Below are 23,002 nucleotides of genomic sequence, written 5' to 3'. Positions count from 1 at the left end.
AGTCAATCCTGGAAATTCTGGTTATAGGGCAGGGCGGTCAGAGCGTGTTCAGCGGGATCTTCAGGTAGCTCACGCCGTTCTCTTCAGGTTCGGGGAAATGGCCGCTGCGCATGTTGACCTGCACCGAGGGCAGGATCAGAACGGGCATGTCGAGGGTCTTGTCGCGTGCCTCGCGCATCGCCACGAAGCTGTCCTCATCGACGCCGTGGTGAATGTGGATATTGCTCGCGCGTTGCTCGGCAACCGTGGTCATGAATTGCATCTCACGCCCACCGGGCAGGTAGTCATGGCACATGAACAGCCGGGTCTGGTTGGGGAAGGCCAACAGGCGGCGAATCGAGCGGTACAAGGTACGGGCATCGGCACCGGGGAAATCGCAACGGGCGGTACCGTAGTCCGGCATGAACAGGGTGTCACCGACAAACACTGCGGTTTCGCCGCCATCGGCAATCGTGAAGCTCATGCACGCCGGTGTATGGCCTGGGGTGTGCAAGGCACGGGCGTGCAGGTTGCCGATGCGAAAGCCTTCCTCGTCCTCGAACAGCACGTCGAACTGGCTGCCGTCCCGGGCAAAGCCAGGCTCGGCATTGAACAGCGCGCCAAAGGTTTTCTGCACCTGGGTAATATGCGCGCCGATGGCCGTGTGGCCACCAAGTTGTGCCTTGAGGTACGCCGCTGCCGAGAGGTGGTCGGCGTGCACATGGGTTTCCAGTACCCACTGCACGTTGGCGTTCAGCTCTTTTACGCGCTCGATCAGGCGGTCTGCCGACGTGGTACAGGTTCGCCCGGATTTGGGATCGTAATCCAGCACGCTGTCGATCAACGCGCAGTGCAGGGTTTCACGGTCCAGCACCAGGTAACTGATGGTCGAGGTCGCCTGGTCGTAGAAGGCGTCCACGTGAAGGTTGTTGCCGATGATCATCACGTTCTCCAATTGATCCACCAGAAGTGTTATCAAGATGCATGCCAGGCGGTTTTAATGGCCTGGGCCAATGAAGCCGGGCTGCGGCTGGTCGCCGTCAGTGGCTTTGGCAGCACATGTGGCAGTCGACTGTCAGCCAATGGCAGTGTTTGGCAGTCCTTGTTACCCTGCGCCAGGCCATCTTCATCGGTACCGTCATGCCTGAAGCCCATCCCCTCATCCTAGCCCTGGTTTCCTACCTTGAGCACGATGCCCTGCCAACCATCGTGTTGGACACCGACTACAACATCCTCGCTGCCAACGCTGCCTATCGCCGGCAGTTCGGCCACGACGAGCAGGCCCCTCTGGGAGAAAAGTGCCACCGGGTTTCCCATCACTACGCAGTGCCCTGCGACCAAGCCGGGGAGCACTGCCCAATGCGCAAAGCCTGGGCCAGCAAGGAGCCCGAGCGGGTGCTGCACATTCACCACACACCGCGTGGGCCCGAGCATGTGGATGTGGAGCTGCGGCCGATTCTTGACGAGCAGGGCAGGGTGGTGGCTTTTGTCGAGCGCCTGACCAGCATCGCGCTGGCGTCGGCTCAACCCCAGCAGCAAGGCCTGGTTGGTCGCGCGCCAGCGTTCAAGACGGCATTGGCCAGCCTGCAACGCGCCGCGCCGGCGCAGATTCCTGTGCTGCTCCAGGGAGAGTCGGGCACTGGCAAGGAGCTGTTCGCTCGCGCCATCCACCTGGGCAGCCCGCGGGCGAACGGGCCGTTGGTCGTGGTCGACTGCACCGGCTTGACCGAGTCGCTGTTCGAAAGCGAGTTGTTCGGCTACGAGAAGGGCGCCTTCACCGGTGCCAACCAGCGTAAGGTTGGGCTGGCTGAAGCGGCCCATGGCGGCACGCTGTTCCTCGACGAGATCGGTGAGGTGCCATTGGCAATGCAGGTCAAACTGCTGCGCCTGATCGAGTCCGGCAGCTTCCGCCCGGTGGGCAGCCTGCGCACCGTGCATGCAGATTTCCGGCTGGTGTCGGCCACCCACAAACCGCTGAAACAGATGGTGGCAGAGGGGACGTTCCGTGAAGACCTGTACTACCGCATCAGCGGCTTCCCGATTCGTTTGCCGGCATTGCGTGAACGGGTGGAAGATTTGCCGCTGCTCGCTGAAAGCCTCCTGCAGCGCATGGGCGGCCCGCCGGCAGTCAGTTTGACCGAAGCGGCACTCACCCAGCTTCGCCTGCACACCTTCCCAGGCAACATTCGTGAGTTGCGCAATATCCTGGAGCGGGCACGGCTGTTTGCCGATGACGGGTTGATCCGCCCGGAGCATCTTCCCGACGACGTAGGCCAACCGTTGCCCGCTACAACCAGAGGGCGAGGGCGCAACGACCTCGGTGGCCTCGCCCTGGCTCTGGAGCAGTTTCAGGGCTCGCGCAGCGAGCTGGCCCGCCACCTCGGCCTGAGCGAGCGCACGCTGTACCGCCGCCTCAAAGCGCTCGGCCTGAACTGAAAACCTGTACGTGGAATTGCCCAGGCATCGAAACGCCGCGAAGCAGTGGCCTGTCTTTACCTGACCTTTACCTCTGCCCTTACATTAATCGGGAAAATTCGTGGTCTGATCAGTTAACCGCACCAGGCACCCAGCAGTACCCGCCGGGCGTTAACAAGCAGAGGATCACCCCCATGAAGAAAACCCTGACCGTACTCTGCGCCGCGCTTGTGCTCAGCACACCCTTGGCCAGCTTCGCTCAACCAGGACCGGATCGCTATGACGATGGCCGTGGCCCATCCCATCAAGGATGGCAACCCGAGCGTCATGACCGCCACGACAATGGCCGTTACCCGGCCTACCACAACCCGAACTTCCGCCCGGAAGCGGGCATGCCGATGCCCCATCAGCAATGGCGCCGTGGCTACGTGGTCGAACCCCGCTACCGCGCAGACCGCTATTGGGTGACCGACTGGCGTGCACGGCACCTGTATGCACCGCCACGGGATCACCGTTGGTTGTATGTGAATGGTGACTATGTGCTGGTTGCGATTGCCACGGGCGTGGTGGTGAGTGTGCTTTCGGGCTACTGATCATTCAGCTTCGCGGCTCATCAAGCCGGGGCTGCGCTCGCGCCTACATGGGCACGCTCTTGTAGGAGCGAGCATAGCTCGCGATGGGGCGCGCAGCCGCCCCAAATAATCACGGATTGAAATAGAGGTTCCACGTGAAACATCGGAACACCTAAGATTCAACAAGCAGTCGCCCAACAGCGTGGTGATTGTTTTCATCAAGGAGTGATGACGTGTCAAATGACTACAACACCACAATGCTGCTAGCTGCAGCACTGAGCCTCCTGGCTTCGCTGATGCACGTGGGCGTCATTCTAATGGGGCCATCCTGGTACCGGCTCTTCGGCGCAGGTGAGCGTTTCGTCCGCGCTGCCCAAGCGGGGCAGTGGTACCCCTCATTGATAACAGCTGCCATCGCCCTGGTCCTGGCAGGCTGGGCCAGCTATGCCTTGTCGGCTGCAGGGCTGATAGATCGGCTTCCTTTGCTCCGACCAGTACTGTGCATCATCACGCTGATCTATTTGTTGCGCGGCGTACTGGGCCCGTTTGCCTTGGCTGGCACTGGACGCAGCGGCCGCTTCATCGTGGTCAGCTCGGTGATATGCCTACTGTATGGCATTGTTCATCTGGTAGGGCTGGTTCAGGTGTGGCAACTGCTTGCTCCTGCCAGTTGATTGCAGGACAACAGAGATAAAAAAAGCCCGCTTGCGCGGGCTTTTTGGGGGCCCGGGATCGGGTTGTCGATGGGCACATAAATTGTCATCCCCCACGAAAATGGGGGTTCCACGTGGAACATGGGCGCCATGAATGTCGTGTGCGGTACCGAGTTCGTTTCGTATTGCGGCTTTCTGGCACAATCAAATGTCGTATCAAAACCAACCTCTCTACGCTAGTGGAATACGTACAGACTGAGCAGAAGACTCGTATCCCAAGAACGACAGGAGCATGTTTCGCTGCAAGCTACCATTTAGTCACAGGCCTTCAAGCATTCGGAAACATACGCCCACACCAACGATGGCGAATCAGGTACCCCATCCTAGAGCAGCTTCATGGTAGCTAGGGTATCTGTCATCCGGTACCCCATCATCCTGTAGCCCATTTTGCGCTTTTCCCACATCCGCATTAATGCAACGTTGCCCTCGTCCACAAAATCGATGACTTGTACGTCAGTCTTGGCAGTGTGCGCTCGATGCAACCGACCGGTGTACTGCTGGAGAATTCCTCGCCAGGAAATGGGCATAGCCAGCACGAGAGTATCCAACGCAGGATGGTCAAATCCCTCACCAATCAACTTGCCGGTGGCAAGAAGCACACGAGGTGCTTCCTCAGGTAAGGACTCAAGCTCTGAAAGCCGAGCTAACCGCTGCTTCTTAGGCATTCGCCCATGGAGGCTATAGAGGTTTTCGACATGGCCCTTCAGTGCATGCTCTAGGGCATCTACATGCTCGGTACGCTGTGTCAGCACGAGTACTTTTCTACCCTGGTCATACGCGGAGCGAACGTCCGAAACAATCAGCGCGGTACGCCTCGTATCATCAGCAAGAGTTTTGAAGACGTCCTGTATCCCCGAACCGTCAGATAATGGGATCGGACCTGAGAGCATTCGAGGAATGACTGACAAATCATGGGGAGCGCTTTCTGGTCGAGCGGCAGTATGCCGAATGGGGCCGCACTGCATGAAAATGATTGGCTGCTGCCCGTCTCGGCGGATGGGTGTAGCGGTCAGCCCAAGCACATAGCGCGCGGGGGCGCTCCTCAGCAATGCTTCGAAAGACACCGCCGAGAGGTGATGGCACTCATCGACAATGACCTGGCCGTAATTTTTGATCAGATCGCTGATGTCACCTTTCCGCGAAAGTGACTGCATCACAGCAATGTCGATTTGCCCAGTTGTCTTGGACTTTCCACCGCCAATCGTACCGACGATCTCTTTGCCTACGCCCAAGAATGTTTGTAACCGGGCTTGCCACTGTCGAAGCAGTTCTGTGCGGTGCACCAGCACTAACGTGTTGACTCTACGCCTGGAGATGAGTGCGGCAGCAGTTACTGTTTTGCCAAACGCTGTAGGGGCGCAGAGTATCCCGGTGTCGTATTGCATCAAAGCGTGGATAGCCGCGTCTTGATCTGGCCGTAAAGTACCTAAGAAATCAACGTCGAGGCTAACGCCAGCAAAGCGCTCATCCTGTAACTGCGGGGTGATTTTGTACTCATTTAACAGGTCCAGTACCGCATCCCAGCAACCCCGGGGAATCCCAATATGCTGAGGAAAATTTTGTGCACAACCGATGACCCTGGGTTTGTTCCAGACTGATAGGCGCATGGCCTGTGCCTTGTAAAACTCAGGATTTTGAAAAGCAGCGAGTCGGATTAGCCTGTTAGCCAAGGGTTGGGGCAGCTGCGATTTTTCAAAGTAAATCAGGTTTGCCAGCGTGACCTTAAGGGTAGCTGGCAGAGAGCAGGTCAACGGCTGGGACGTTTGCTCACGTTGTTTCCATGGTTCAGAATCATTCTGCTCGTCGACAAAAGCAACACCCAGTGGATCGCGATTGCCCATAGCTTGATTGACAGCGGGCTGGATACCTTCAGGGCTCATCCGTCGAACGGTGGCGAGGAACCGCCATTGGTCAGGATATGGCTCCAAGGATTCATCGACAAAAACACTGTGATTGTTGGCCCTGGCTCGCTTTTGCAGTGGCAAAGCAATCAGGTTACCGAATCCACCCTTGGGCATGAAATCCTGATTCGGGAAAAGTCTGTCGTACGAACTAAGTGACAGTTGCCTGGTGCGCTCGCAAGCATGGCTTATGATCGCGGCCCCTAGACGGCGGGCATCAATCGCAGGGACTTTGTCTTGGAAGAAAATCCACGCGTGAGCTCCATTTCCAGAACGCGAGACTTCCAGTGCTACGGGGACATCGAGAGAGCGAGCAGCTTGCACAAAGGCCAGTGCATCTTCCCGCCAATCAGCCTCATCGAAATCGACAGCTAGGAAATGACACGTATCATCCGAAAGCAACGGGTAGACGCCGACCACCATGGCTCCGGCTAAGTGACGATAAATGACATCATCGCTCACCGACAGAAGTTGGCGCTGCCCGCAATCACTGCACTTGATGCGTGGTTTCTCGCAGATTCCAGGCCGCCATTCATTGGCGCAGGCAGGTGCATAGCCAGACTTGCCGCCTCTGCTTTCCCAGCGCAACGGGTAAGTATCAATACGGCCTTTGAACAAGCTGCGAAAAAGGGCGAGTTTGCTACCAGTATCAAGGTTGGTTAGCGACTGATTACCCGCCACTGGTACGCATACGGGCTCAGATGGAAGGTGCCACTCAATGCCATGTGCTTCAAGCAAAGCTATCAGTCGAGCATTTTCAGCACGTAATTTCGCCACCAGCGTGGAATCGGTCACCGCCTCGCAGCCTCAGCCATTGATAGATCGCTTTAGTCTCGTTCAGGCTATCAGCAGGGGAAGTGCGGATCAAACAACCACGGCATAGCAGCCGGAGCAGAGTGCAACTCATGCCCAGGTAAGCACCAATCTTCCTTGGCGCTAGAAAGAAGAATACCTAAGGCGCGGCGGCACGGCGCGAGGGAGTAGGGATCAGGGCGCTGACAGTAGAGCTTTGAATTTGTGTAGTTAGCAACCCGCCAATTGCAATCGACCGTACAGGCCGTAGTCTTTATTGTCCGCAGCATGAGCATCGACGAATGTGCAAAAAACAAGCATTGCGCGAGGCGTCAATTGACTCGGGTTTCATGCCTTACCAAAGATCTTAGAAAAGATGGAATGCTTAGCCTCACGCCAGGTTTCGGTCAGATCGCCATTGAGTTCAAGCGCTTCAAAAATTTCCCTAACCTGATCGTTGGTAATCAATTTTGCCGTCAGCATTTTTTTTAGTAACTCATGGCCATGCCAGACCGTAATACCAAAGTCGGTGGCCAACTGATGCATCCCTAGATCATCAGTGACCACAATGGCATTTCTGATTTGACCGAAGGCCAACACGCGACAGTCTGTGGTGGACGGTGGAGAGCGCTTTCGCGTGGTATAGGGAACTGGGTTCATCAAGACCCAGCCGTGCAGCACGCTTTGCGCTGCATCCAGTTGGGCCTTTTCTTCTGCCTTGAGGCGTACCTGCTTCGCACCCCGTTCAGCAGCAACCTCCTCGCCGTCAAACCAGGGGTACTTAAACTTCAGAGCACCATTGCGATGCACTTCCGTCTCTACGTCTTTCAGAATGGTCAGCACATAGTTTTTTTGACCAAACGCGACGCCAAGCATCGGCCTTACACGCTTGGCGAGACGGAGATAGGCATTCGTATCCAGCAGTGCCAGTGTCTGTGCAGAACTCAACTCGCCAGTTCCTCATGGATCCCCACCGCATCCACAAGAGAAATGTCCATAATTTGCTGAACATACGAGGCGCCCGTGCCGTGCTCGCGAATCATGCACTTCAGCGCATGGAAGAACGTCGACTGGAAGACATTTTCTGCGGCAGCCATGTACTGCGCAGGCTTTGGCGGAGCGGGGTCAAACAAGAGCGCACTCACCCATTGAGGAGCTGAACTGTTGCGCACAGCATGAATGGTCTTATCAGCCACTCGTAGCAGCTTGAGTTGATGCTCCCGCGCGTAAGCCTGTATCTGCTGGAACACCGTATTCAACGAAATCTCATGCTGTGCCGCGAATTTTTGCAGGACAGGAATTTCCCCCGCAGCGTCAGACGCTTTCGCCGCTTCGGCATACGCTAGCTCAGCGCAGGCTTCCGGAAACAGCACCACACCTGCTAAGGCATCCGCAAAATCCTCCCCTTCGTCACTGCCAGCCAGTTCTGGGGTATAGACATGCGCCAGCTCATGGGCCATCCAAAATTTGAAGTCTTCCAGCTTAGTGTCCAGATTAACGAACACGAACGTCACGTCTGAAGACGGCAGCAAAATATGCAGCGCATTCTTGTGCTGCTGCTTTTGCCCCCAGAGCACGGGCACAAGCACAGCACCACACGACTTGAACTCGCCAATCAGCGCTGGATAGCCAAGGACGCTGCGCTCACCAATTCCCAGCTTACTGCGCACCTGCAACGCATCGATTTGCAGCCGCGCATAAGACGTAGAAGGCGAAGAAATCTGGGTACGCAAGGTCGGCAGTTTTGGCAGATAATCCACGAGGGGCTTAAGCAGGCCGCCGATACCGATGGCTTTGGCAATGTGCGCATCCGTGGTCTTGGTGCCAGCCCGCTTGCGGAAAGCCACGACGGGCTGATCCTTCGGCGGCTCTACCAACTGAGTGAAAGAAAGGTGCAGGGTTGTCGCCAGCTTGAGCAGCTTGTCAGGACGCGGGAAGTCCTTACCGTTGAACCAGTTGGTCACGGACTGCGCTGAAACCCCCAACTGTTCTGCTAGGTATTTCTGTGTCCAGCCGCGCTCGGCAAGAGCCGTACGGAGCGACTCTACATGAAGGATATTTTGCATAGCTGACCAGTGTAGTGCTCAGCTCAAAAAAATCAAGTTTAATCAAGTTTTAGTATGGTGAATGCGCACCCAAGAGCAGCTTGCTTCAGCATGAAGGTGCCTTTCACCCTGTCGTCCTGACTTGCCATCAGCGCCCAAACTGAACGTCCTTGGTATGGTTTTCTGTCATAGAGCCCCCATGGTTGCGTCTTGAAAAATACCCAGCTCATCGCATGCCTCTCTAAGCTCTCGTTCTTCCTCTAGCCCTAGAAGCTGGTCTGTAAGCGTCTGCCGAACACACCTTCAAAATCCTCAGATTAAGGACGATGGTGTCCACCTAAAAATACGTGGACACCATCGCCGTTAATTCAAGGAACACCATGCGCCAGCACTGCACCACATCGTTCTCGGCACTGAAAGCTGTGGTCTACGACTTCAGCCCCAGCCGTGCGGGCGAACATGCGCGCAACTTCCTGGGCACCTGGAACGGCAAGCTGGTGTGCGATGACTTCGCGGGTTACAAAGCCGACTTCGAACTGAGCATCACCGAAATCGGTTGCATGGCCCATGCGCGGCGCAAGTTTTTCGACCTGCATGCGGCGAATAAAAAATCCGATACCAGGGGCCTGGTATCGGATTTTCTAGAAAACTCGGCTTGGACTCAAATGCTTAAGTGAACAGCATTACGACACAAAGGCCGGGGCTTCCCTACAAAGCGACAGTAACTCGCCCACTTGCGACACTTAATGTGCCCATCAACAGGTATCAGAAATCCAGGTTCGACACCGACAGCGCATTGCTTTCGATGAAGTCGCGGCGTGGTTCCACCGCGTCGCCCATCAGGGTGTTGAAGATCTGGTCGGCGGCAATCGCGTCTTCGATGGTGACCTTGAGCATGCGGCGGACGGTTGGGTCCATGGTGGTTTCCCACAGCTGCTCCGGGTTCATCTCGCCCAGACCTTTGTATCGCTGAATGGTGTGGCGCTTGGTGCTTTCGTTCATCAACCAGTCCAGGGCTTCCTTGAACTCGCTGATCGCCTTGCGACGCTCACCACGCTGCACGTAGGCACCTTCACCCAGCAGGGTGGACAACTTGGCACCCAGCGTGACCACCGAACGGTAGTCGTTGCTGCCGAAGAAGTCGCGGTTGAAGGTGACGTAGCTGGCCAGGCCGTGGGAGGTGACTTCCACTTCCGGCAGCCAAACGTTGCGCTCCTTGTCCTCGCGAAGGGCAGCCTGGTACACCAGGCCCGACTTCTGGCTGTTGCTCAGGCGTGCCTGGAACTTGGCCAACCAGGCTTGCATCGCAGCGTGATCGCCCAGTTGTTCCAGGGTGACTTCCGGCAGGTAGATGAAGTGCTCGGTGATGTCTTCCGGGTACAGGCGGGAAAGGCGCTTGAGGGTTTTCATCACAGCGCGGAATTCATTCACCAGGGTTTCCAGCTGTACGCCGGAAACGGCTGGCGCCGATTCGTCCAGATGCAGGCTGGCGTCTTCGAGGGCCGACTGGGTCATGTATTCTTCCATGGCCTCGTCGTCCTTGATGTACTGCTCCTGCTTGCCTTTCTTCACCTTGTACAGCGGTGGCTGGGCAATGTAGATGTAGCCACGCTCGACCAGCTCCGGCAACTGACGGAAGAAGAAGGTCAGCAGCAGGGTACGGATGTGCGAACCGTCAACGTCAGCATCGGTCATGATGATGATGTTGTGATAACGCAGCTTGTCGATGTTGTACTCTTCGCGGCCAATGCCACAGCCCAGCGCGGTGATCAGCGTGCCCACTTCCTGGGACGAGATCATCTTGTCGAAGCGTGCTTTCTCGACGTTGAGGATCTTGCCCTTGAGCGGCAGGATCGCCTGGGTGCGACGGTTACGGCCTTGCTTGGCCGAACCACCTGCGGAGTCACCCTCCACCAGGTACAGTTCGGAGAGGGCAGGGTCCTTCTCCTGGCAGTCCGCCAACTTGCCCGGCAAACCGGCGATGTCCAGTGCGCCCTTGCGACGGGTCATCTCACGGGCTTTACGTGCCGCTTCACGGGCACGGGCTGCGTCGATCATCTTGCCGACAACGGCCTTGGCTTCGTTCGGGTTTTCCAGCAGGAAGTCGGCGAAGTACTTGTTCATCTCCTGTTCCACGGCGGTTTTCACCTCCGAGGAAACCAACTTGTCCTTGGTCTGCGAGCTGAACTTGGGGTCTGGAACCTTCACCGAAATAATCGCGGTCAGGCCTTCCCGGGCGTCGTCACCGGTAGTGGCGACCTTGTTCTTCTTGGCCAGGCCTTCCTGCTCGATGTAGCTGTTCAGGCTACGGGTGAGCGAGGAACGGAAACCGACCAGGTGAGTACCGCCGTCACGCTGTGGAATGTTGTTGGTGAAGCACAGCAGGTTTTCGTTGAAGCTGTCGTTCCACTGCAGGGCAATCTCGACACCCACGCCATCGTCACGCTGGACGTTGAAGTGGAAGACCTGCGAGTTGACCGGGGTCTTGTTGGTGTTGAGGTATTCAACGAACGCCTTCAAGCCACCTTCGTACTTGAAGAACTCTTCCTTGCCCGAGCGCTCATCCTTCAGCAGGATGCCGACGCCCGAGTTGAGGAACGACAGTTCACGAATCCGCTTGGCCAGAATGTCCCAGCTGAAGTGGATGTTCTTGAAGGTTTCAGCCGACGGCTTGAAGTGGATGTGAGTACCGGTGGTTTCGCTGTCACCCACAATCGCCATCGGCGCTTGTGGAACACCGTGAACGTAGGTCTGCTCCCAGATCTTGCCGCTGCGACGAACCGTCAGTACCAGCTTCTCGGACAGGGCGTTCACTACCGACACACCCACACCGTGCAGGCCGCCGGAAACCTTATAGGAGTTGTCGTCGAACTTACCGCCGGCGTGCAGTACGGTCATGATGACCTCGGCTGCGGAAACGCCTTCTTCTTTATGCACGTCGACCGGAATGCCGCGACCGTTGTCGCGCACACTGATGGATTCGTCCGTGTGGATGATGACGGTGATGTCATCGCAGTGACCGGCGAGGGCTTCGTCGATCGAGTTGTCGACCACCTCGAAGACCATGTGGTGCAGGCCGCTACCATCATCGGTGTCGCCAATGTACATGCCGGGACGCTTGCGCACGGCATCCAAACCTTTCAGCACCTTGATGCTGGAGGAGTCGTACGTTTGATTTTCGCTCATGCCTTCACTCCCGATGGTCGTGGGTCTGGGTGATACGGCCCTGTTCCACGTGGAACAAGACAACTGGCGTTTCCGTCTGCCAGCCTTCCCTCAGTAATTCGTGATCTACACAGGTGATGAACACCTGGCAGCGTAATTCTTCAAGCAAGCGGCACAGCGCGCGGCGATGCTGGTCGTCCAGCTCGGACGGCAAGTCGTCTACGAGATAAATACAGTGGCCGCGGCGAGCCTGGCTGACGAGGTGGCCCTGGGCAATGCGCAGTGCACACACCACCAGCTTTTGCTGACCACGCGACAGGATGTCGGCTGCGTTGTTGGCAGCCAGACGAAGACGCAGATCAGCACGCTGCGGACCGGCCTGGGTATGGCCCATCTGCTGATCGCGAAGGAGAGAGGAGGCGAGCACTTCTTGCAGTTCCCGGTCCTTGTCCCAGCCTCGGTAGTAGCTCAGGGTCAACCCGTCCAGCTCGACCAGTTCGCTCAGGGTTCGCTCGAAGACGGGCTTCAAGGCCTTGATGTAATTGCGACGGTATTCATCTATCTCCGCACTGGCCAGGCATAACTCCCGGTCCCAGGCGGCTTGCGAAGCTGGGTCAAGTGTACCATGCCGCAACCACGAGTTCCGCTGCCGCAGCGCCTTCTGCAGGCGCTGCCAAGCAGGCAGGAACCGGGGTTCCACGTGGAACACCCCCCAATCGAGAAACTGCCGTCGAATCTTCGGCGCACCCTCCAACAGGCGGAAGCTGTCCGGGTTGATTAATTGCAACGGCAACAATTCAGCCAGTTGAGCAGCGCTCTTGGCGTTCTGCCCGTCGATTCGAATAGTGAATTCGCCCGCCCGCTCCCTGGATACACCCAGGTTGCTGGTGCCGCCTTCGGCCAGCTGCACTTCGCCAAACACGGTGCACGCCGCTTGCTCGTACTGGATGACCGGGTTCAGTCGCGTACTGCGGAACGACCGGGCCAGGCCGAGCAGGTGCACGGCTTCCAGCACGCTGGTCTTGCCGCTGCCGTTGGCGCCGTAAAGGATATTGATGCGGGGGGACGGTGTGAGGGTCACCGGGTGCAGGTTGCGCACCGCGGTGACCATGATACGTCGAAGGGACATTTCGCCTGCTACGGGTTACAGGCGCATCGGCATGACAACGTAGGAAGAATCGTCATTGCCAGCTTCCTGCAGCAAAGCACTGCTGTTGGAATCAGACAGAATCAGACGAACTTGCTCGGTAGTCATCACGCCCAGCACGTCCAGCAGGTAGCTGACGTTGAAGCCGATCTCCAGCGAGCTACCGTCGTAGTCCACGCTGATTTCTTCTTCCGCTTCTTCCTGCTCGGGGTTGTTGGCCTGAATTTTCAGTTGGCCAGCGGCCAGCTGCAGGCGAATGCCGCGGTACTTCTCGTTGGACAGGATCGCGGTACGGCTGAAGGCTTCGCGCAGCGCCTGGCGGTCACCGACCACCAGCTTGTCGCCGCCTTTTGGCAGCACGCGCTCGTAGTCCGGGAACTTGCCGTCGACCAGCTTGGAGGTGAAGGTGAACTCACCGGTGGTCGCACGAATATGGTGCTGGCCCAGAACGATGCTGACCATGCCTTCAGGGTCGGTGAGCAGGCGCGCCAGCTCAAGGATACCTTTACGTGGCACGATCACCTGGTGGCGGTCGTCTTGCTCGATGGCGGCCGTCATGGAGCACAGCGCCAGGCGATGACCGTCGGTGGACACGGCGCGCAGGGTGTTGCGCGACACTTCCAGCAGCATGCCGTTGAGGTAGTAGCGCACGTCCTGCTGGGCCATGGCGAAGCTGGTGCGCTCGATCAGGCGGCGCAGCTTGCTCTGCTCCAGGTTGCAGGTCAGCGAGCCTGGGCCTTCCTCCACGGTGGGGAAATCGTTGGCCGGCAGGGTCGACAGGGTGAAGCGGCTACGGCCAGCCTTGACCAGCAGTTTCTGCTCGTCGACCTTGATGTCGATCAGGGCGTCGTTCGGCAGGCTTTTGCAGATGTCCATCAGCTTGCGCGCGGGCACGGTGATCTCGCCCGGCTCGGCGGATTCTTCCAGTTGCACGCGGCCAACCAGTTCGACTTCCAGGTCGGTGCCGGTCAACGACAGCTGCTGGCCTTGCACGACCAGCAGGACGTTGGACAGCACCGGCAAGGTCTGACGGCGCTCGACGACACCGGCGACCAGTTGCAGAGGTTTCAACAGGGCTTCGCGTTGAATGGTGAAATGCATGGTCTAGTCCCTTGCCTTCAATGAGCTGCGCTAACGACCATCACGTCGTCAGCGTCCGCAGCAGGTTCTTGTAGTCCTCGCGGATATCCGCGTCGGATTCCTTCAATTCGTTGATCTTGCGGCAGGCGTGCAGCACGGTGGTGTGGTCGCGGCCGCCAAACATGTCGCCGATCTCCGGCAAGCTGTGGTTGGTCAGCTCTTTCGACAACGCCATGGCCACCTGGCGCGGGCGCGCCACCGAGCGCGAACGGCGCTTGGACAACAGATCGGCGATCTTGATCTTGTAGTATTCGGCCACGGTGCGCTGGATGTTATCCACACTTACCAGCTTGTCCTGAAGCGCCAGCAGGTCCTTGAGCGATTCGCGAATCAGCTCGATGGTGATGTCCCGGCCCATGAAGTGCGAGTGCGCGATCACCCGCTTCAGCGCGCCCTCCAACTCACGAACGTTGGAACGAATACGCTGGGCAATGAAGAACGCCGCATCGTGCGGCAGCTCGACCTTGGCCTGGTCGGCCTTCTTCATCAGGATCGCCACGCGGGTTTCCAGCTCCGGAGGCTCCACGGCCACCGTCAGGCCCCAGCCAAAGCGCGACTTCAGGCGCTCTTCCAGGCCTTCGATTTCCTTCGGGTAGCGGTCGCTGGTGAGAATCACCTGCTGGCCGCCCTCAAGCAGGGCATTGAAGGTGTGGAAAAACTCTTCCTGGGAGCGCTCCTTGCGGGCGAAGAACTGAATGTCGTCGATCAGCAACGCATCGACCGAGCGGTAGAAGCGCTTGAATTCGTTGATGGCATTGAGCTGCAGCGCCTTGACCATGTCCGCGACGAAGCGCTCGGAATGCAGGTAGACCACCTTGGCATTCGGGTTCTTCTTCAGCAGGTGGTTACCCACAGCATGCATCAAGTGAGTTTTCCCCAGGCCCACGCCGCCATAAAGGAACAGCGGGTTGTAACCGTGCTTGGGGTTGTCGGCAACTTGCCAGGCCGCAGCACGTGCCAACTGGTTCGACTTACCTTCGACAAAGGTTTCGAAGGTGAAGGTGCGGTTCAGGTAGCTGGTGTGCTTGAGCGCACCCTCGACCTGCACCGTGCGCTGCTCGGTGCGGTTGCTGGTAGTCGGTGCCGAGGCGCCATCACCCATGCCGTCGAAGCTGTCGCGCGAAGCCGACTCGCCGATGTCATTGACCTGGGCAGGAGCGGCCACTGGCGCCAGCACAGGTTCGGCGATGGTCGCCACCACGGGCGCGGCAGCCTGCTGGTTCTGGCTTTGCGCAATCGACGCGGCCACTGCGGCACTGACCGGTGCATTGGGTGCGGCACGTGGGGCAGAGCTGCGACGGCTGCCTATTAATAAGGAAAGGGCAGGTGCAATGCCGCTGCCGTTTTCACCCAACAGTTCGAGCAGACGGCCGAGGTACTTTTCATTCACCCAATCGAGCACAAAACGGTTAGGCGCATAGACGCGCAACTCGTCGCCTTCGGCTTCGACCTGTAGCGGACGGATCCAGGTGTTGAATTGCTGGGCAGGCAGTTCATCGCGCAGAAGCTCCACGCACTGCTGCCAAAGTTCCACTGACACGGATATCCCCTGAGTTGAAAGCCGGATGAGGCAAAAACAAACCGCCATTGTACCGGTCGAGCGATCAGTTATCCACATGTGGAAACATTCTGAGCCATGACAAAACAGCCATTTAGCGACCAAAACGTCTCACAACCACTGTGAATAAGCTCTGTGGATAACCGGGCATGAGGGCTATGCACAACCATGAGGTCAGCCCTGTTGATAACTACCCTGTGGATAACGGTCCTTTCTATCCACAGGCTTTCCGCACGTCCGGCACAAGCACCGCACCTGTTACCGACAAGGTTGTGAATCTCTGTACATCACGAATTTTAAGGCCTGTAGAAGGTTATCCACAGAAGGTTATCCACCTAAGATTTATAAGTTCTTCAGAAAAGCTTTTTATATGTCTCTTCTTTTTTTTCATTTTGTCGTCCGTTTGCCTGTGCGATCAACCCAGCCTGCCTAGCCGACTCCGGCATGACCTTCTATAAGGAATGACTGGTTGGAAATTGACCTATGGGCTTGCTTTCTCTAGAATCGCCGATCTCTTAAAAAGGGGGCCACTCCGGCCCGTTGTCGACCAACCCAGGTAACACGCCATGAAACGTACTTTCCAACCAAGCACCATCAAGCGCGCTCGCACCCACGGCTTCCGTGCCCGTATGGCTACCAAGAACGGCCGCGCTGTTCTGTCGCGTCGTCGTGCCAAAGGCCGTAAGCGTCTGGCCATTTGATTTTTCGGCACAGGTGGTGAGTCAGGACTTCAGTCGGGAAAAGCGACTGCTTATACCCCGGCACTTCAAAGCGGTCTTCGACTCCCCAACCGGCAAGGTTCCAGGGAAAAACCTGCTGATCCTTGCTCGCGAGAACGGCCTGGATCACCCGCGCCTCGGCCTGGTGATCGGCAAGAAGAGCGTCAAGCTCGCCGTTCAACGCAATCGCCTCAAGCGCTTGATGCGCGATTCCTTCCGTCTCAACCAGCAAATGCTGGCCGGGCTGGACATAGTGATCGTCGCGCGCAAGGGATTGGGTGAGATAGAAAACCCGGAATTGCACCAACACTTTGGCAAGCTCTGGAAACGCCTGGCGCGCAGTCGGCCAGCTCCAGCGGCAAACGCCGATTCCGCAGGGGTACACAGTCAAGATGCGTAAACTGGCACTCGTTCCGATCCAGTTTTACCGTTACGCCATCAGTCCCCTGATGGCCAATCACTGTCGTTTCTACCCCAGTTGCTCCTGTTACGCACTCGAAGCCATAGAAAACCATGGCCTCTTGCGTGGTGGGTGGCTAGCCGTTCGTCGCCTGGGGCGTTGTCATCCGTGGAACGACGGCGGTTTCGATCCCGTTCCCCCCGCGCCTTCCTCCCGAACTTCTTCGATAGCCGAGTAATCATGGATATTAAACGCACGATCCTGATCGTCGCCCTGGCAATCGTGTCCTACGTCATGGTCCTCAAGTGGAACCAGGACTACGGCCAGGCTGCCCTGCCGACTCAGAATACTGCTGCCAGCACTGTTGCCCCGGCCTTGCCGGATGGCGTGCCGGCCGGTACCGCCGGCGCCAGCGCCGATGTACCGAGCGCCAACGCCGAATCCAGCCCAGCGGAACTTGCGCCGGTGGCGGTCAGCAAGGACCTGATCCGGGTCAAGACCGATGTCCTGGAACTGGCTATCGATCCGGTCGGTGGTGACATCGTCCAGCTGACCCTGCCGAAGTACCCACGCCGCCAGGACCACCCGGAGATTCCGTTCCAGCTGTTCGATAACGGCGGCGAGCGTGTCTACCTGGCACAAAGTGGCCTGACCGGTGCCAACGGCCCGGATGCCCGTTCGTCGGGTCGCCCGCTGTATGCAGCCGAGCAGAAGAGCTACCAGCTGGCCGACGGCCAGGAACAACTGGTGGTCGACCTCAAGTTCAGCGACAACGGCGTCAACTACATCAAGCGCTTCAGCTTCAAGCGCGGTGAGTACGACCTGGGTGTCAGCTACCTGATCGACAACCAGAGTGGCCAGGCCTGGAACGGCAACCTGTTTGCCCAGCTCAAGCGTGACGCCAGCTCCGATCCGTCTTCGAGCACCGCCACCGGCACCGCGACCTACCTGGGCGCCGCCATGTGGACTGCTTCCGAGCCTTACAAAAAGGTCTCGATGAAGGACATCGACAAGGGTAGTTTGAAAGAAAATGTGTCCGGCGGCTGGGTCGCCTGGCTGCAGCACTACTTCGTTACCGCCTGGATTCCGGCCAAATCGGACAACAACGTTGTCCAAACCCGCAAGGACGGCCAGGGCAACTACATCATCGGCTACACCGGCCCGGCCCTCAGCGTGCCAGCGGGCGGCAAGGCCGAAACCAGCGCCATGCTGTATGCCGGCCCGAAAATCCAGTCCAAGCTCAAGGAGTTGTCCCCAGGCCTGGAACTGACCGTCGACTACGGCTTCCTGTGGTTCATCGCCCAGCCAATCTTCTGGCTGCTGCAACATATCCACAGCCTGCTGGGTAACTGGGGCTGGTCGATCATCGTGCTGACCATGCTCATCAAGGGCCTGTTCTTCCCGCTGTCGGCTGCCAGCTACCGCTCGATGGCGCGCATGCGTGCCGTGGCGCCAAAGCTCGCTGCACTGAAGGAACGCTTCGGTGACGATCGCCAGAAGATGTCCCAGGCGATGATGGAGCTGTACAAGAAAGAGAAGATCAACCCGCTGGGCGGCTGCCTGCCGATCCTGGTGCAGATGCCAGTGTTCCTGTCGCTGTACTGGGTACTGCTGGAAAGCGTCGAGATGCGTCAGGCTCCGTGGATGCTGTGGATCACCGACCTGTCGATCAAGGATCCGTTCTTCATCCTGCCGATCATCATGGGCGCCACCATGTTCATCCAGCAGCGCCTGAACCCGACGCCGCCGGATCCGATGCAGGCCAAGGTGATGAAAATGATGCCAATCATCTTCACCTTCTTCTTCCTGTGGTTCCCAGCTGGCCTGGTGCTGTACTGGGTTGTGAACAACTGCCTGTCGATCACCCAGCAGTGGTACATCACCCGCCGTATCGAAGCAGCGACCAAAAAAGCTGCTGCTTGACGGGCTACTGCGCTAGCCTGTGAATAAAAACGCCCCCTCGGGGGCGTTTTTGCTATCTGTCGTTTTTGTGTAGAGGCTTTCGAGCATGAACACTGTGCGTGAAACCATCGCCGCCATCGCCACCGCCCAGGGCCGCGGAGGCGTGGGCATTGTCAGGCTCTCCGGGCCGCTGGCCAGCCAGGCCGGCCAGTTGATCACTGGCCGCAGCCTGACGCCGCGCCACGCCCACTACGGGCCGTTTCGCGACGAGCAGGGGCTGGTGCTGGATGAGGGCATCGCGCTGTTCTTCCCCGGCCCCAACTCGTTCACCGGCGAGGATGTGCTTGAACTGCAGGGCCATGGCGGCCCGGTGGTGCTCGACATGCTGCTGCAGCGCTGTGTACAAGTAGGTTGCCGCCTGGCGCGCCCGGGGGAGTTCAGCGAGCGTGCGTTTCTCAACGACAAGCTCGACCTGGCCCAGGCCGAAGCCATCGCCGACCTGATCGAGGCCAGCTCCAGCCAGGCTGCGCGCAACGCCCTGCGCTCGCTGCAGGGGGAGTTCTCGAAACGTGTGCACAGCCTTACCGAGGCGCTGATCGCCCTGCGCATCTACGTCGAGGCGGCCATCGACTTCCCGGAAGAGGAGATCGATTTCCTCGCCGATGGCCATGTGTTGTCGATGCTCGATGCCGTGCGTGCCGAGTTATCCACCGTGCAGCGTGAAGCCGGGCAGGGGGCCTTGCTGCGCGATGGCATGACCGTGGTCATCGCCGGGCGGCCGAATGCGGGCAAGTCGAGCCTGCTGAACCAGCTGGCCGGGCGCGAAGCGGCCATCGTGACCGACATTGCCGGCACCACCCGGGACATCCTGCGTGAACATATCCACATCGACGGTATGCCGCTGCATGTGGTTGATACTGCCGGTTTGCGTGATACCGATGACCATGTGGAAAAGATCGGTGTGGAGCGCGCGTTGAAGGCCATTGGCGAGGCTGACCGGGTGTTGCTGGTGGTGGACTCCACCGCGCCTGAAGCGAGCGACCCGTTCGCCCTGTGGCCGGAGTTCCTCGCGCAACGGCCAGACCCGGCCAAGGTTACGCTGATTCGCAACAAGGCCGACCTCAGTGGTGAGCGAGTAGGGCTGGAGCTGTGCGAGGACGGCCATGTGACCATTACCCTGAGTGCCAAGGGCGATGACCAGGGGCTGCAACTGCTGCGCGATCACCTGAAGGCCTGCATGGGTTATGAACAAACCGCCGAGAGTGGCTTCAGCGCGCGCAGGCGCCACCTGGATGCGCTACGCCAGGCCAGTTCGCACCTGGAGCATGGCCGTGCGCAGTTGACCCTGGCGGGCGCGGGTGAGCTGTTGGCAGAGGATCTGCGCCAGGCGCAGCAGGCGTTGGGCGAGATTACCGGCGCGTTCAGTTCCGATGATTTGCTTGGGCGGATCTTCTCGAGCTTCTGCATCGGCAAGTAATCCACAGCAAGCTCAAAAGCCGCTCCTTCGGGGGCGGTTTTTTTTGCCTGGGGAAAAGCAGCGCTGAGGGTGGCGCATCGCGAGCTCTGCTCGCTCCTACGGGATTTCCACAGAGGCAACCCGAAATCCCTACCCAGGAGCCCTGTGGAAAACCCAACTTCAGCCCCGTTGATAAGCAGGCTTTTTTTCTGAGGACAATTCCGCCTGTGGGTAAATGGCCATTTAATCCACAGGCTCAAAGACGTTATCCATACCCCTCATGGTGGGTAAGCCACAGGGTTCAATTTCGCTATACATCAGGTGATAAAAGGCCTGTAGAACGTTATCCACAGATAAGCCTGTGCATAAGAATAAACATAAAAACAAAGCTTTTTTAAATTTTTCCTCTTTGATTTCTGTTGTCTGCCATTCATCCACAGACTGGTCAAAATTTGCGCAGACGGTTTCTTTAAGGGGGGTGAAGTCCCTATACTTGTCCGCTTACCTTCTCTATTCGCAAAAACAGGCACGAGGTGCGTGGTGGATTTCCCTTCCCGTTTTGAAGTGATCGTCATCGGCGGCGGCCATGCCGGTACCGAGGCTGCGCTTGCGTCAGCACGCATGGGTGTGAAAACCCTGCTGTTGACCCATAACGTGGAAACCCTCGGTCACATGAGCTGCAACCCGGCCATCGGTGGCATCGGCAAGAGCCATCTGGTCAAAGAGATCGATGCGCTCGGCGGCGCCATGGCGCTGGCCACCGACAAGAGCGGCATCCAGTTCCGCGTCCTGAACAACCGCAAGGGCCCGGCAGTACGCGCCACCCGTGCACAGGCCGACCGTGCCATCTACAAGGCAGTGGTACGCGAGATCCTGGAAAACCAGCCGAACCTGTGGATATTCCAGCAGTCCTGCGACGACCTGATCGTCGAACAGGACCAGGTCAAGGGCGTGGTTACCCAAATGGGCCTGCGCTTCTTCGCCGAATCCGTGGTGCTGACCACCGGCACCTTCCTCGGTGGCCTGATTCACATTGGCTTGCAGAACCATTCCGGTGGCCGCGCCGGTGATCCACCCTCGATCGCCCTGGCGCACCGCATGCGGGAACTGCCGCTGCGCGTCGGCCGCCTGAAAACCGGTACGCCGCCGCGGATCGACGGGCGTTCGGTGGACTTCTCGGTGATGACCGAGCAACCGGGCGATACGCCAATCCCGGTGATGTCGTTCATGGGCAACGCGCAGATGCACCCACGCCAGGTGAGCTGCTGGATTACCCACACCAACGCGCGCACCCACGACATCATTGCCTCGAACCTCGACCGTTCGCCGATGTACTCCGGTGTGATCGAAGGCGTGGGCCCGCGCTACTGCCCGTCGATCGAAGACAAGATCCACCGCTTCGCCGACAAGGAAAGCCACCAGGTGTTCATCGAGCCGGAAGGCCTGACCACCCATGAGCTTTACCCCAACGGCATTTCCACCTCGCTGCCATTCGACGTGCAGCTGGAACTGGTGCGTTCGATCCGCGGCATGGAAAACGCCCACATCGTGCGCCCGGGTTACGCCATCGAGTACGACTACTTCGACCCGCGCGACCTCAAGTACAGCCTGGAAACCAAAGTGATCGGCGGCCTGTTCTTCGCCGGCCAGATCAACGGCACCACCGGCTACGAAGAAGCCGGCGCCCAGGGCCTGCTGGCCGGGACCAACGCCGCGCTGCGCGCCCAGGGCCGCGAAAGCTGGTGCCCGCGCCGCGACGAGGCGTACATCGGCGTACTGGTCGACGACCTCATCACCCTGGGAACCCAGGAGCCGTACCGCATGTTCACCTCGCGCGCCGAATACCGGCTGATCCTGCGCGAAGACAACGCCGACCTGCGCCTGACCGAGAAGGGCCGCGAGCTCGGGCTGATCGACGATGAACGCTGGGCCGCCTTCTGCGCCAAGCGCGACGGCATCGAGCGCGAAGAACAGCGCCTGAAGTCGACCTGGGTTCGCCCGAACACCGAACAAGGCCAGGCCATTGTGGATAAGTTCGGCACGCCGCTCAGCCACGAGTACAGCCTGCTCAACCTGCTGGCCCGCCCGGAAATCGACTACGCCGGCTTGATCGAGGCCACCGGTGGTGAAGCGATCGACCCACAGGTTGCCGAGCAGGTCGAGATCAAGACCAAATACGCCGGCTACATCGACCGCCAGCAGGACGAAATCGCGCGGCTGCGCGCCAGCGAGGACACCCGCCTGCCTGTGGATATCGACTACACGACGATTTCCGGGCTGTCGAAGGAGATCCAGGGCAAGCTCGGCCAGACCCGTCCGCAAACCCTGGGCCAGGCTTCGCGCATTCCCGGCGTCACCCCGGCGGCGATTTCCCTGTTGCTGATTCATCTAAAAAAACGCGGCGCAGGCCGCGAATTGGAGCAAAGCGCTTGAGTTCCCTGGTCACCCCGCAACACGCCGAAGAGTTGTCCACAGGTGCGCGCCAGCTCGGTGTCGAGCTGAGCGCCGAGCAGCACGAGAAGCTGCTGGGTTACCTGGCCCTGTTGATCAAATGGAACAAAGCCTACAACCTGACTGCCGTGCGCGACCCTGACGAGATGGTTTCCCGTCACTTGCTCGACAGCCTCAGCGTCATGGCGTTTATCCACAGCGACCGCGACTATTGGCTGGATGTTGGCAGCGGCGGTGGCATGCCTGGCATTCCATTGGCTATCCTGCATCCGCACAAGCAGGTGACGGTGCTGGACGCCAATGGCAAGAAAACCCGTTTCCTGACCCAGGTGAAAATGGAGCTCAAGCTGGACAACCTCACGGTTATCCACAGCCGGGTCGAAGCCTTCCAGCCCGCGCAACCGTTCAGCGGAATCATCTCTCGCGCCTTCAGCAGCATGGAGAACTTCACCAACTGGACCCGCCACCTTGGCGACACCGGGACGCAATGGCTTGCAATGAAGGGGCTGCATCCTGCCGATGAACTGGTAGCATTGCCCGCAGACTTCACAGTGGAAAGCGAGCAGGCCCTGACCGTTCCAGGTTGCCAGGGCCAGCGCCATCTGCTGATACTGCGCCGCAAGGCTTGATTGGGAACACACGCAACA

The 23,002-nt window shown here is 58.7% G+C and carries 18 protein-coding genes and 1 pseudogene; 11 read left to right on the top strand and 8 right to left on the bottom strand.

All coding sequences use genetic code 11. The features are described from left to right. Positions 1–37: 37 nt before the first annotated feature. Positions 38–916, bottom strand: a complete 879-nt coding sequence (locus F3J44_RS16750) for an MBL fold metallo-hydrolase (protein WP_370526762.1) — start codon at positions 914–916, stop codon at positions 38–40. Positions 917–1,071: 155 nt separating this feature from the next. Here F3J44_RS16750 and F3J44_RS16745 point away from each other — a divergent pair, with 155 nt between their 5' ends. From F3J44_RS16745 to F3J44_RS16735, 3 genes are all read left to right on the top strand, one after another. Further along, positions 1,072–2,415 carry a sigma-54-dependent Fis family transcriptional regulator gene (locus F3J44_RS16745; RefSeq protein WP_205299940.1) on the top strand — a complete coding sequence of 448 codons (1,344 nt, stop codon included), beginning with the start codon at positions 1,072–1,074 and terminating at the stop codon, positions 2,413–2,415. A gap of 173 nt (positions 2,416–2,588) precedes the next feature. Further along, positions 2,589–2,987, top strand: a complete 399-nt coding sequence (locus F3J44_RS16740) for an RcnB family protein (protein ID WP_167063726.1) — start codon at positions 2,589–2,591, stop codon at positions 2,985–2,987. A 212-nt stretch (positions 2,988–3,199) separates the two neighbouring features. Further along, the gene (locus tag F3J44_RS16735) at positions 3,200–3,640 is read left to right on the top strand and encodes a hypothetical protein (protein ID WP_167274190.1); all 441 of its coding nucleotides are present in this window, start codon (positions 3,200–3,202) and stop codon (positions 3,638–3,640) included. Between the two features lie 362 nt (positions 3,641–4,002). Here F3J44_RS16735 and F3J44_RS16730 read toward each other — a convergent pair whose 3' ends face one another. The 3 genes from F3J44_RS16730 to F3J44_RS16720 all read right to left on the bottom strand — a co-directional run bounded on the left by F3J44_RS16730 (position 4,003) and on the right by F3J44_RS16720 (position 8,438). Beyond that, positions 4,003–6,375, bottom strand: a complete 2,373-nt coding sequence (locus F3J44_RS16730) for a DEAD/DEAH box helicase (protein ID WP_167274187.1) — start codon at positions 6,373–6,375, stop codon at positions 4,003–4,005. Positions 6,376–6,720: 345 nt separating this feature from the next. After that, positions 6,721–7,320 (bottom strand): hypothetical protein, encoded by a 600-nt coding sequence (locus tag F3J44_RS16725; RefSeq protein WP_167274185.1) that lies wholly within the window; start codon positions 7,318–7,320, stop codon positions 6,721–6,723. Then, on the bottom strand, positions 7,317–8,438 hold the full coding sequence (locus F3J44_RS16720) for a helix-turn-helix transcriptional regulator (RefSeq protein ID WP_167274182.1): 1,122 nt from the start codon (positions 8,436–8,438) through the stop codon (positions 7,317–7,319). Before F3J44_RS16720 ends, F3J44_RS16725 begins: the two co-directional genes overlap by 4 nt. Positions 8,439–8,806: 368 nt before the next feature. On the opposite strand from F3J44_RS16720, the pseudogene F3J44_RS16715 reads away from it, so the two are divergent. Then, a pseudogene (locus F3J44_RS16715) lies at positions 8,807–9,058 on the top strand (transposase); the annotation flags it as partial. A gap of 124 nt (positions 9,059–9,182) precedes the next feature. Here the strand turns inward: F3J44_RS16715 and gyrB are convergent. The 4 genes from gyrB to dnaA are packed head-to-tail and all read right to left on the bottom strand — an operon-like array spanning position 9,183 to position 15,409. Then, a complete protein-coding gene (gene gyrB / locus F3J44_RS16710) occupies positions 9,183–11,603 on the bottom strand; it encodes a DNA topoisomerase (ATP-hydrolyzing) subunit B (protein ID WP_167063686.1) in 2,421 nt (806 codons plus the stop codon). Positions 11,604–11,607: 4 nt separating this feature from the next. Next, positions 11,608–12,711, bottom strand: a complete 1,104-nt coding sequence (gene recF, locus F3J44_RS16705; RefSeq protein ID WP_167274180.1) for a DNA replication/repair protein RecF — start codon at positions 12,709–12,711, stop codon at positions 11,608–11,610. Between the two features lie 15 nt (positions 12,712–12,726). After that, positions 12,727–13,830: a DNA polymerase III subunit beta gene (gene dnaN / locus F3J44_RS16700; protein WP_167063680.1), complete on the bottom strand. Its 1,104-nt coding sequence runs from the start codon at positions 13,828–13,830 to the stop codon at positions 12,727–12,729. Between the two features lie 40 nt (positions 13,831–13,870). Further along, entirely contained in the window at positions 13,871–15,409 is a 1,539-nt protein-coding gene (dnaA, locus tag F3J44_RS16695; protein ID WP_167274176.1) for a chromosomal replication initiator protein DnaA, read from the bottom strand. Between the two features lie 584 nt (positions 15,410–15,993). Here dnaA and rpmH point away from each other — a divergent pair. The 7 genes from rpmH (at position 15,994) to rsmG (ending at position 22,984) form a co-directional block, all read left to right on the top strand. Next, on the top strand, positions 15,994–16,128 hold the full coding sequence (gene rpmH / locus F3J44_RS16690) for a 50S ribosomal protein L34 (protein ID WP_003253163.1): 135 nt from the start codon (positions 15,994–15,996) through the stop codon (positions 16,126–16,128). A gap of 16 nt (positions 16,129–16,144) precedes the next feature. Then, on the top strand, positions 16,145–16,546 hold the full coding sequence (rnpA, locus tag F3J44_RS16685) for a ribonuclease P protein component (RefSeq protein WP_370526378.1): 402 nt from the start codon (positions 16,145–16,147) through the stop codon (positions 16,544–16,546). Continuing rightward, a complete protein-coding gene (gene yidD / locus F3J44_RS16680; RefSeq protein ID WP_079230263.1) occupies positions 16,539–16,784 on the top strand; it encodes a membrane protein insertion efficiency factor YidD in 246 nt (81 codons plus the stop codon). The genes rnpA and yidD overlap by 8 nt, the downstream gene beginning before the upstream one ends. Before the next feature lie 2 nt (positions 16,785–16,786). After that, positions 16,787–18,469 carry a membrane protein insertase YidC gene (gene yidC / locus F3J44_RS16675; RefSeq protein WP_167063674.1) on the top strand — a complete coding sequence of 561 codons (1,683 nt, stop codon included), beginning with the start codon at positions 16,787–16,789 and terminating at the stop codon, positions 18,467–18,469. A gap of 85 nt (positions 18,470–18,554) precedes the next feature. Further along, on the top strand, positions 18,555–19,925 hold the full coding sequence (gene mnmE, locus F3J44_RS16670) for a tRNA uridine-5-carboxymethylaminomethyl(34) synthesis GTPase MnmE (protein WP_167274173.1): 1,371 nt from the start codon (positions 18,555–18,557) through the stop codon (positions 19,923–19,925). A gap of 519 nt (positions 19,926–20,444) precedes the next feature. Next, positions 20,445–22,337, top strand: a complete 1,893-nt coding sequence (gene mnmG / locus F3J44_RS16665; protein ID WP_167274171.1) for a tRNA uridine-5-carboxymethylaminomethyl(34) synthesis enzyme MnmG — start codon at positions 20,445–20,447, stop codon at positions 22,335–22,337. After that, positions 22,334–22,984 (top strand): 16S rRNA (guanine(527)-N(7))-methyltransferase RsmG, encoded by a 651-nt coding sequence (gene rsmG / locus F3J44_RS16660; RefSeq protein WP_167274168.1) that lies wholly within the window; start codon positions 22,334–22,336, stop codon positions 22,982–22,984. The genes mnmG and rsmG overlap by 4 nt, the downstream gene beginning before the upstream one ends. Positions 22,985–23,002: the final 18 nt, after the last annotated feature.

It is taken from the genome of Pantoea sp. Tr-811 (assembly GCF_011752535.1).
GTDB lineage: Bacteria > Pseudomonadota > Gammaproteobacteria > Pseudomonadales > Pseudomonadaceae > Aquipseudomonas.
Note: the sequence above shows the minus strand (reverse complement) of the source record. Positions and strands in the feature narration are given on the sequence as shown.

Coding starts and splice junctions, on each gene's coding strand:
- dnaN (WP_167063680.1), bottom strand. CDS start 13,830: ATGCATTTCACCATTCAACGCGAAGCCCTGTTGAAACCTCTGCAACTG.
- yidC (WP_167063674.1), top strand. CDS start 16,787: ATGGATATTAAACGCACGATCCTGATCGTCGCCCTGGCAATCGTGTCC.
- gyrB (WP_167063686.1), bottom strand. CDS start 11,603: ATGAGCGAAAATCAAACGTACGACTCCTCCAGCATCAAGGTGCTGAAA.
- yidD (WP_079230263.1), top strand. CDS start 16,539: ATGCGTAAACTGGCACTCGTTCCGATCCAGTTTTACCGTTACGCCATC.
- F3J44_RS16720 (WP_167274182.1), bottom strand. CDS start 8,438: ATGCAAAATATCCTTCATGTAGAGTCGCTCCGTACGGCTCTTGCCGAG.
- mnmE (WP_167274173.1), top strand. CDS start 18,555: ATGAACACTGTGCGTGAAACCATCGCCGCCATCGCCACCGCCCAGGGC.
- rpmH (WP_003253163.1), top strand. CDS start 15,994: ATGAAACGTACTTTCCAACCAAGCACCATCAAGCGCGCTCGCACCCAC.
- F3J44_RS16740 (WP_167063726.1), top strand. CDS start 2,589: ATGAAGAAAACCCTGACCGTACTCTGCGCCGCGCTTGTGCTCAGCACA.
- recF (WP_167274180.1), bottom strand. CDS start 12,711: ATGTCCCTTCGACGTATCATGGTCACCGCGGTGCGCAACCTGCACCCG.